8 protein-coding genes are annotated in these 10,008 nt (G+C 62.8%); all 8 read left to right on the plus strand.

What is annotated here, in order from left to right; genetic code table 11:
* Positions 1 to 307: 307 nt before the first annotated feature.
* Positions 308 to 3,802 (plus strand): indolepyruvate ferredoxin oxidoreductase family protein, encoded by a 3,495-nt coding sequence (locus EN984_RS10440; RefSeq protein WP_127271070.1) that lies wholly within the window; start codon positions 308 to 310, stop codon positions 3,800 to 3,802.
* Positions 3,803 to 3,946: 144 nt separating this feature from the next.
* On the plus strand, positions 3,947 to 6,259 hold the full coding sequence (locus EN984_RS10445) for an EAL domain-containing protein (RefSeq protein WP_127267398.1): 2,313 nt from the start codon (positions 3,947 to 3,949) through the stop codon (positions 6,257 to 6,259).
* 150 nt (positions 6,260 to 6,409) lie between these two features.
* Entirely contained in the window at positions 6,410 to 7,189 is a 780-nt protein-coding gene (locus EN984_RS10450; protein ID WP_127267397.1) for a hypothetical protein, read from the plus strand.
* Between the two features lie 119 nt (positions 7,190 to 7,308).
* Complete coding sequence (locus EN984_RS10455; RefSeq protein ID WP_013528205.1) at positions 7,309 to 7,458, plus strand: DUF3096 domain-containing protein; 150 nt, start codon at positions 7,309 to 7,311, stop codon at positions 7,456 to 7,458.
* Between the two features lie 210 nt (positions 7,459 to 7,668).
* Entirely contained in the window at positions 7,669 to 7,893 is a 225-nt protein-coding gene (locus EN984_RS10460; protein ID WP_127267396.1) for an aa3-type cytochrome c oxidase subunit IV, read from the plus strand.
* Between the two features lie 84 nt (positions 7,894 to 7,977).
* Positions 7,978 to 9,246, plus strand: coding sequence for a Re/Si-specific NAD(P)(+) transhydrogenase subunit alpha (locus tag EN984_RS10465; protein WP_127267395.1), 1,269 nt, complete (start codon positions 7,978 to 7,980; stop codon positions 9,244 to 9,246).
* Positions 9,243 to 9,671, plus strand: a complete 429-nt coding sequence (locus tag EN984_RS10470; RefSeq protein ID WP_189522886.1) for a proton-translocating transhydrogenase family protein — start codon at positions 9,243 to 9,245, stop codon at positions 9,669 to 9,671. Before EN984_RS10465 ends, EN984_RS10470 begins: the two co-directional genes overlap by 4 nt.
* A 6-nt stretch (positions 9,672 to 9,677) precedes the next feature.
* The coding region (locus EN984_RS10475) for an NAD(P)(+) transhydrogenase (Re/Si-specific) subunit beta (protein WP_206517419.1) at positions 9,678 to 10,008 on the plus strand (331 nt) is incomplete at its 3' end.

The raw sequence follows: 10,008 nt of genomic DNA on the forward strand, positions 1-10,008 counted from the left end.
GCTCTACACCGCCAATCCCGATCTCGTCGGCCATCCCGACGGCAAGCTGCCGGGCGAACCGAAGCCGGATTGCTCGAAGGGCGGCTGACGCGTCGCGGCCATCCGGGCCGCAGCTGAAATTTTCGTGCGCCGGGCAATATCCGCGGACCGGTTTCATACCCGATTCAGGATGGACGCGGACTGTTCGGTGCGCGTTGCCTGGCATCTGCGATTTTGTTTGACCTGCCTTGCAAGGGGAGAAAGGATGCGTCATCCGACCCCGACGTTGGCTGCCTGCCCCGCGTGGCCTCCGCAGAGGAAATGCCTGATGACGCTGCACGACGTCGCGCTCGACGACAAGTTCGATCTCGCAAAGGAGCGCATCTTCCTGTCCGGCGCGCAGGCGGTCATCCGCATGCTGCTGATGCAGCGCGAGCGTGATCGCCGCGCCGGCCTGAACACGGCCGGTTTCGTCTCCGGCTATCGCGGTTCGCCGCTCGGCGGCCTCGACATGCAGCTTTGGAAGGCGAAGAAACAGCTCGCCCAGGCTGACATCGTCTTCCAGCCGGGTCTCAACGAGGAGCTTGCCGCCACCGCTTGCTGGGGAACGCAGCAGACGGAACTGCTGGGCGAGGGCACTCATGACGGCGTCTTTTCGGTCTGGTACGGCAAGGGACCGGGTGTCGATCGCTCAGGCGACGTGTTCCGCCACGCCAACCTCGCCGGATCGTCGAAGCATGGCGGCGTGCTTGCGCTGATGGGCGATGACCATATGGCCGAATCCTCGACCAATGCGCACGCCACCGAATTCCTGTTCGTCGACACGATGGTGCCGATCCTCAATCCCGCCGGTGTCCAGGAGATCATCGATTACGGGCTCTACGGCTTTGCCATGTCGCGCTTTGCCGGTACCTGGGCGGCGATCAAATGCGTCAAGGACAACATCGAATCGACGGCCTCGGTCGATGCCTCGCTCGAGCGGCTGAACATCGTCGTGCCGGATTTCGACATGCCATCAGGCGGTCTCAACATTCGCCACGAGATCGATATGCTCGGTCAGGAGGAGCGGCTGCATGAGCACAAGCGCGCCGCGGCTTCCGCCTTCATCCTTGCCAACGGGCTGAACCGCATCGTCTATTCGGGCGGCCGCAACCCGAAGATCGGCATCATCACGCTGGGCAAGAGCTATCTCGATGTCCGTCAGGCGCTGGAGGACATCGGCATCGACGAGGCGGCCGCCAACCGCATCGGCGTGCGGCTGTTCAAGGTCGGCTGCCCCTGGCCGCTCGACCTGCATCACATCGCCGATTTCGCCCGCGGCCTCGACACCATTGTCGTCGTCGAGGAGAAGCGCTCGCTGATCGAAGTGCAGCTGCGCGAAAGCCTTTATGGCACTGCCACCCAACCGGTCATTATCGGCAAGAAGGACGAGCGCGGCGACTGGCTGTTTCCGGCCAAGGGCGCGCTCGATCCCAACGAGATCGCCATTGCGCTTGGCGAGAGGATCGTCAGGACCATCGGCCCGTCCGAAGAGATTTCGGCGCGGGTGGCGAAGCTGCGCCAGTTCCAGGCAATGCTCACCGAGGCCACCGACATCGGCTCGCGCACACCGTTCTTCTGTTCCGGTTGCCCGCATAATTCGTCCACCAAGGTGCCGGACGGCTCTATCGCCGCGGCCGGCATCGGCTGCCACTTCATGGCGCTGTGGATGGACCGCAACACCGTCGGTTTCACGGCCATGGGCGGCGAGGGCGCGCAATGGGTCGGCCAGGCGCCGTTCTCCAAGCGCGAGCACATCTTCCAGAATCTCGGCGATGGCACCTACAACCATTCCGGTACGCTGGCGATCCGCTTCGCGCTGTCGAGCGATGCCAACATCACCTACAAGATACTCTACAATGACGCCGTCGCCATGACCGGCGGCCAGCCGCACGAAGGCGGCCTGACCGTCGACATGATCGCCAGGCAGGTGCGCGCCGAAGGCGTCGACCGAATCGCCATCGTCACAGATGAGCCCGGCAAATATGCCGGCAAGGCCGAATTCCCGGCCGGCGCCACCATCCATCACCGCGACGACCTCGATCTCGTCCAGCGCGAGCTGCGCGATGTCAAAGGCGTCTCCGTGCTGCTCTACGACCAGACCTGCGCCGCCGAAAAACGCCGCCGCCGCAAGCGCGGCACCTTCCCCGATCCCGACAAGCGGGTCTTCATCAACGAGCTGGTCTGCGAGGGCTGCGGCGATTGCGGCGTGCAGTCGAACTGCGTCTCGATCCAGCCGGTCGAGACCGAATTCGGCCGCAAGCGCAAGATCGACCAGTCGAGCTGCAACAAGGATTTCTCCTGCGTCAACGGCTTCTGCCCCTCCTTCGTCACTGTGCACGGCGCCAAGATCCGCAAGGCCGAGGGCCTTGCCGGCAAGGCCGATCCGCTGGAAGGCGTGCCCGTGCCGGCGCAATTCCCGCTTGGCGAGCAGGGCTGGGCGGCGATCATCGACGGCGTCGGCGGCACCGGCGTCGTCACCGTCGGTGCGGTGCTCGGCATGGCGGCGCATCTCGAGGACAAAGGCTGCGGCATGATCGACATGGCCGGCCTCGCCCAGAAGGGTGGCTCGGTGTTCACGCATGTCCGCATCGCCCGCACGCCGGACGACATCCATGCCATCCGCGTCTCGGCCGGCAAGGCCGATCTGGTGCTTGGCTGCGATCTCGTCGTTTCGGGCGCCAAGAAGGTGCTGACCGCAGTGCGCGAGGGCCACACCATCTTCGTCGCCAACACCGCCGAGATCATGCCTGGCGAATTTGCCCGCTCGGCGGATTTCTCGTTGCCGATAGGCCGCCTGAAGAAGGCGATCCGCGCGGCCGCGGGCGACGACAAGGCGCATTTCTTCGACGCCACCCGCACCGCCACGGCACTTTTCGGCAATTCGCTCGGCGCCAACATGTTCATGCTCGGCTTTGCCTTCCAGCATGGCGGCCTGCCGCTGTCCGCCGAGGCGGTCGAGAAGGCGATCGAGCTCAATGGCGAAGCCGTGGCGATGAACGTTGCCGCGTTCCGCTGGGGACGTCGCGCTGCCCATCAGCCGGAATTCGTGCGCGGCCTCGTTGCCCAGCCGGGTCCAGCCGTCGCTGGAAAGGCCGGCCCGGGCACGGATGTCGCCGAGACACTGGACGATATCATCGCCCGCCGCGTCGCCTTCCTGACAGCCTATCAGAACGCCCCCTATGGCAGGCGTTATGCCGAAAAACTGGCCGTTTTGCGCGCCGCCGAAGCGAAGGCCATACCTGGGTCGACCACGGTGTCGCAGGCCGCCGCCAGGAACCTGTTCAAGCTGATGGCGATCAAGGACGAATACGAGGTGGCGCGTCTTTACACGGACGGCTCTTTCGCCGCCGAACTGGGCAAGCAGTTCCAGAGCTACGAAAGGCTCGAATTCCACCTCGCGCCGCCGATCATGGGCCGTCGCGGCAATGACGGAAGCCCTAGGAAATCCAGCTTCGGCCCGTGGATGATGAAGGGTTTTCGCCTGCTGTCGGCGATGAAGGGCCTGCGCGGCACCGCCTTCGACCTGTTCGGCTACACCGCCGAACGGCGCATGGAGCGGCGGCTGCTGGCGCAGTATGAGGCGGATCTGGAGCTCATCGCCGGATCGCTGGCCCCGGCCAGGGTCGATGCGGCGGTTGCGCTGGCCTCGGTGCCGGCCCTGATTCGCGGCTATGGCCACGTCCGTCGAGCCAGCGCCGACAAGGCCTTGAGCGAACGCCAAAGGCTGCTCGAACGCCTGTCGAGTACGCTGGCGCGGCCGAAACTTCAGGCCGCGGAATGATCGATACGCCTTGTTTACCTGAACGACAATTTCCTTGCTTTCCGTTACGTCACCCGGCTTGACGGCAGGAGCGGCGGGGCCTCTCTAAATCTTTCTTAAGGCGGATGTGGCACTGCTTGGCTCCCCAGGGTTGGGATTCAGGCGTTGAATCTGATAAAGAAGAACGAGATTCCGGTCGACGTCTACATTCCGTTCGTGGAAACCTTGTTTCGCGACGGGTTGACGCTTTCGATAGGATTCTTTGCCCAAACCCTGCTGGTCGTGCTGGTTTACTGGAAAACCATGGATCCGGCCTATCTCGCCGTCACCCTCGGACTGCTGGCTGTCGCCTTCCTTCGTCTTCGCAACATCAGGAAATATCGCCACGCTCCTTCGCCTCAAAATTGGGAAGAGGCGCGTCGCCGCGAGAACGACTACATACTGTACGGCTCGATGCATGGCTTCATGCTTGGCGCCTTCTGCTTTGTCGGCATCTATCTTGCCTATGACCCGTTCGCGGAAATAGCTGCCGTCTGCGTGACGCTTGCCTCCGCCACGTCTATTGCTGGCCGCAACTATGGTTCGCCCAGGATGGTCGTGATCTTCATTATGACCATGACTTGGCCGATCTCGCTGGGCTTCATCCTGCGGGGCGATCCCTATCACTTCATTCTCGGCCTGCTTTCGGCGCCATTTCTTTTTGCTATCAAGCGCTTCGCCGATCTGGTCCGCGAGGTGCTTTTCGCCGCCCTGTCCGAGGAAAAGAAGGCCAATCGCATCGCCCAGCGCTTCAACCGAGCGCTCAACACCATGTCGCACGGCCTTGTCATGCTCGGCCCGGACGGCCGCGTCGCGGTGGCCAATGCCGAGGCGGCGCATCTGATGTCGCTCAAGTCGCCCGACGCGCTGCTCGGCCGGTCGATCCATGGTCTGTTGATGCGCGGTGTCGCCGGCGGCATGCTGGCGCCCAAGGATTGCCGCTACATCGAGGCCCAGCTGACGCGTGCCCTGCGCGAGGGCCGCGACCGCAAGGTGCTGGTTTCCCTCGCCAACGGCCAGCATTACGAGTTCTCGGCTCGCGAAGGCAGCCAGGAACTGGGCGTCATCACCTTCGAGGACGTCACCGCCCGTGTCGAGGCGGAAGACAAGATCCGCTTCATGGCACGTTACGACAACCTCACCGGCCTGCCCAACCGCGCCTATTTCCATGAACTGGTAGGCGAGGCCATGGTATCAGGCGATCGCGATCGTCTCTGCGGCCTTGCGGTGCTCGACCTCGACGATTTCAAGAGCGTCAACGACACGCTTGGCCATCCGATCGGCGATGGCTTGATCTATGCCGTTGCCGAGCGGCTTGCCGCCATTGCCAGGCAAGATATCACGGTCAGCCGTTTCGGTGGCGACGAGTTCATGATCTTCTTCGACCGCGTCGAGGATGAGAGCCATCTGACCAGCCAGCTCGACGAGATTTTCGCCGGCCTGCAAGGGGAAGTCGACGTCGCCGGTCACGGGCTGCGCATTCAGGCCAGCGGCGGCGCGGTGCTGTCACGGGTCAAGGATACCGATGTCGACGCCATGATCGTCAAGGCGGACCTGGCGCTCTACAAGGCCAAGGAGCTCGGCAAGAACAGCTGGCGGCTGTTCGAAGCCTCGATGGATGCCGCCTTCCGCAACCGTCAGCTGATGAAGGCGGACCTGCGTACAGCCGTGGAAAGCAAGGGCTTGAGGGTGGTCTATCAGCCGATCGTGGCGATGAGCACCATGCGTATCGCCAGCTGCGAGGCGTTGTGCCGGTGGGATCATCCCGATCTCGGGCCGATCTCGCCCAGCATCTTCATTCCTTTGGCCGAGGAAATGGGCATCATTTCCGAGATCAGCACCTTCGTGCTGCAGGCAGCCTGCGCCGAATGCGCCAAATGGCCGGACCAGACCAGCGTCTCGGTCAATCTCTCGGCCAAGGATTTCCGCAACCGCGACGTCATCCAGAAGGTTCGCGATGCGTTGGCCGGCTCCGGCCTCGCCGCCTCCCGGCTCGAGATCGAGGTCACCGAAACGGCGCTGCTCGACGACAAGTCGCTGACGCGCCAGTATATCGAGGAGCTGAAGCAGATCGGCGTACGCATCGCGCTCGACGATTTCGGCACCGGCTATTCGAGCCTGAGCTATCTGCACAAACTGCCGCTCGACAAGATCAAGATCGACCGCTCGTTCCTGATGGACGTCACCCAGAACCCCCGTTCGCTCGAGCTGCTCAAGGGTATCGTCAACCTATCGCGGCCGCTGGGGCTTTCGGTCACCGTCGAGGGTGTAGAGACCTTCGAGCAGCTCAAGATACTGGCGCTGCAGGTCAAGCCCGACCTTGTCCAGGGGTTCCTGTTCGGTTCGGCGCTCAGCGCTTCCGGCATCGAGACCATGTCGAACACGGTATGGCCCTTCGCCAAGGACATCAATACAGCCAAGAGAGCCGCACGCCGCTGACCGGTGCCGGGAAGAATGTCGCCTTTTCATAAAAATTTACGGATCGTTAACGTTAATGATCGGTAAACGACGTGTGCTCCATTTTCATCTTTTACATCTCAGGGTCCCGTCGTAGGTTGAACTGCGGCGGAAACTTACGAGGGTTTGAGTATGGATGTGCAGTTGGAAGCGCTTGGCCATGTGGCGGGCGGGGGTGAAGAAAATTCGCCCGACAGCATGTCGAGTTTCGCCCGCAATGTTTCAGCGATGCTTGAGCGGACGGAATATCGCCGCTGCGACAAGGGAGAGGACCTCGAAGACATCTATAGGTTACGCTACAAATCCTATCGCTTGAATGATATGGTGCCGGAAAACCCGGAACATATTGTGCATGACGAGCTCGACGAAGCTGAAAATTGTTCCAAGTTCGGCGTCTATATTGACGGCATCCTGGTCTCCACGGTGCGCATTCATCATGCCTGCCGGGCCACGCCGCAATCGCCGTCTACAACTGTCTACGGCGACATCCTGCGCCCGATGCTGGCTGCCGGGGCGCACTTTGCCGATCCGAGCCGCTTTGCTGCCGACCCAGACTGGTCGAAGGTCTATCCGCAGATCCCGTACCTGACGCTGCGCCTTGCCGGAATGGCCTGCTTCTACTTCGACGCACCTTACTGTCTCTCGACTATCCGGCCCGAACATGCGGGTTTCTACCGTCGTATCTACTGTTCTGAGCAGATCGGCGAGCTGCGCGACTATCCAGGCCTGAACTACAAGGTCGTGCTCTATCGCGCCAATGTCGCTGCCATTCGCGAGCGGTCGTTCTCGCGCTTTCCATTCTTCCGATCCACATCTCTGGAGCAGCGTATGCTGTTCGAGACACCTGGTGCTGGAGAATTGGCGCCGCTGACCATCCTGCCGACTGCCAAATATTTTCGCGAAGCCGCCTGAGATTAGGCGTTTCGCAGAACCACTGGAGCTTTCCGGCCGGATACGCGTTCTGATGGCTCGGCGCCTTGTCGTCCTCGCCATTGGTCGCCGAATCCACGGATATGCCAAAGGAACCCGTCATGACCATTTCCACACTTGCGCTCACCCCGCTTATCTCGCTGATCGCCGGCGTGCTGATCCTGGTCATGCCAAGGCTGTTGAACTACATCGTCGCGCTCTATCTGATCGTCGTCGGGTTGCTCGGGCTATTTCCGCATCTAGCCGGCTGAGGGCGCCGGCTTAGGCCACGCAAGCGTCTGCTTTCGAAGCATCTTTCCGCATCAAGCATCAGAATCCAGCGATCGGACTCCGTCGCGCGTTGGCAGCCGGCTTCAACCTTTCTTTGAGGCAGTTGTCCGCTGTTGTGCGGCAATAGCGCCATTGCTCTCGGCCCGGCTTTTCGCTATGTGCCTGAAAGATGTCTTCGAAGGGGTATTCCTATGGCTGATCACTCGCCGACCGGTCCTGTCGAACTGGGCGCGAAGATGGACTATGCCGAGCATGACCGCACCTATGCGGGCTTTCTCGCGCTGGCCAAATACGGATCGCTTTTCTGCGGAGCCCTGCTTCTGGCGATGGCCTTCGGCTTCTTCGCGGGCGGCTTCTTCTCGGCGACCATCCTGTTCGTGCTGATTATGGCCGTCGGCGCCTTTATCCTCCGATAGATTTTCCGACACCTTGTCCACGGCGCCGCCGCGAGGCCGGCCGGCGTCTTGCGGGAAATAGCTTCCGGCCGAAAGGATCATGCGGTGGGACAGACGGTTTTCATCCCTCGTGAGCTCGATGCCAATGAGCCGCGCGTCGCGGCCTCGCCCGATACGGTGAAACGGCTGGCGGCGTTGGGCTTCGACGTCGTCGTCGAGGCCGGCGCCGGCACGCGGTCGCGCATCCCCGACGAGGAGTTTTCCAAGGCAGGAGCCACGATCGGCAAGGCTTCCGATGTCGTCAAGGCCGATGTCGTGCTGAAGGTGCGTCGGCCCGGCGATGCCGAGCTGAAGAGCTACAAACCCGGTACAGCGGTCATTGCCATCATGGATCCCTATGGCAATGATGCCGCTGTGGCAGCCCTGGCCAAGGCTGGCGTCACCGCGTTCTCGATGGAATTCATGCCACGCATCACGCGCGCCCAGTCGATGGACGTCTTGTCCTCGCAGGCCAATCTTGCCGGTTACCAGGCGGTGATCGACGGCGCTTCGGAATACGATCGGGCATTGCCGATGATGATGACGGCGGCCGGCACGGTGCCGGCGGCGAAGGTCTTCATCATGGGCGTCGGTGTCGCCGGCCTGCAGGCGATCGCCACCGCGCGCCGGCTTGGTGCGGTCGTCACCGCCACCGACGTTCGCCCTGCCGCCAAGGAACAGGTCGCCTCGCTCGGCGCAAAGTTCCTTGCGGTCGAGGACGAGGAATTCAAGGCGGCCGAAACGGCCGGCGGCTACGCCAAGGAGATGTCGAAGGAATACCAGGCTAAGCAGGCGGCACTCACATCAGAGCACATCGCCAAGCAGGATATCGTTATCACCACCGCGCTTATTCCCGGCCGACCGGCGCCCAAGCTGGTATCGGCGGCGATGGTCGCCTCGATGAAGCCAGGCTCGGTTCTCGTCGATCTGGCGGTCGAGCGCGGCGGCAATGTCGAGGGCGCCGAAGCCGGCAAGGTCGTCACCACCGCCAACAACGTCAAGATTGTCGGCCATCTCAATGTGCCCGGCCGCATCGCGGCGTCGGCATCGCTGCTTTATGCCCGGAACCTCTTCGCCTTCCTCGAAACGCTGGTCGACAAGACGACGAAAACGCTTGCCATCAACCGGGACGACGATCTGGTCAAGGCAACGATGCTGACTAACGGCGGCAAGATCGTGCATCCGTCCTTCGCCAAGCCCGACCAGCAGCCTTATGTCGAACCGGCGGCGATCCCGGCCACAACCATGGTTGCCGACGCTTCGCCCAAGAAAGCCGCGCCCAAGAAACCGGCCGCATCCAAGTCGCCCTCGTCGAAGCCGAAAGGGATCGCGTGATGGATCAGACCCTGCAGAAAGCCCTCGACCAGCTCGACCAGGCCTCCGCCGCGGTTCGGCTGGCAGTGCACAATCTGGCGACCGCGCCTGGTGGTGCCGACGCGGCGGGTGATGCCGCGCATGCGCTGTCCGGCGGTGCCATCGATCCCTTCGTCTTCCGCTTCGCCATCTTCGTGCTGGCGATCTTCGTCGGCTATTACGTCGTCTGGTCGGTGACCCCCGCACTGCATACGCCGCTGATGGCCGTCACCAACGCCATCTCTTCGGTCATCGTCGTCGGCGCGCTGCTTGCCGTCGGCATCGCCGCCTCCGGCATTGCCGCGGGCTTCGGCTTCGTCGCGCTGATGCTGGTGTCGGTCAACATCTTCGGCGGCTTCCTCGTCACCCAGCGCATGCTGGCCATGTACAAGAAGAAGGACAAGTAGAGCGCCATGAACGCCAACTTCGCGTCCTTCCTCTACCTCGTCTCCGGCGTCCTGTTCATCATGGCGCTGCGCGGCCTGTCGCATCCGACCACCAGCCGCCAGGGCAATCTCTACGGCATGATCGGCATGGGCATCGCCATCGCCACCACATTGGCGCTGGCAACCCCCTCGGCCGGCCGCTTCGGCCTGATCGTGCTCGGCCTGGCCATTGGCGGCAGCGTCGGCGCCGTCACCGCGCGCCGCATCGCCATGACCTCGATGCCGCAGCTGGTCGCCGCCTTCCACTCGCTGGTCGGCCTCGCTGCCGTCATGGTGGCGGCCGCCGCCATCTATGCGC

The sequence above is a fragment of the Mesorhizobium sp. M7A.F.Ca.CA.004.12.1.1 genome, from assembly GCF_003997835.1.
GTDB lineage: Bacteria > Pseudomonadota > Alphaproteobacteria > Rhizobiales > Rhizobiaceae > Mesorhizobium.

Excerpts from the sequence above, each read along its gene's own strand:
- EN984_RS10460 (WP_127267396.1), top strand. The coding sequence starts at position 7,669 with ATGGCTGATCACTCGCCGACCGGTCCTGTCGAACTGGGCGCGAAGATG.
- EN984_RS10440 (WP_127271070.1), top strand. The coding sequence starts at position 308 with ATGACGCTGCACGACGTCGCGCTCGACGACAAGTTCGATCTCGCAAAG.
- EN984_RS10450 (WP_127267397.1), top strand. The coding sequence starts at position 6,410 with ATGGATGTGCAGTTGGAAGCGCTTGGCCATGTGGCGGGCGGGGGTGAA.
- EN984_RS10455 (WP_013528205.1), top strand. The coding sequence starts at position 7,309 with ATGACCATTTCCACACTTGCGCTCACCCCGCTTATCTCGCTGATCGCC.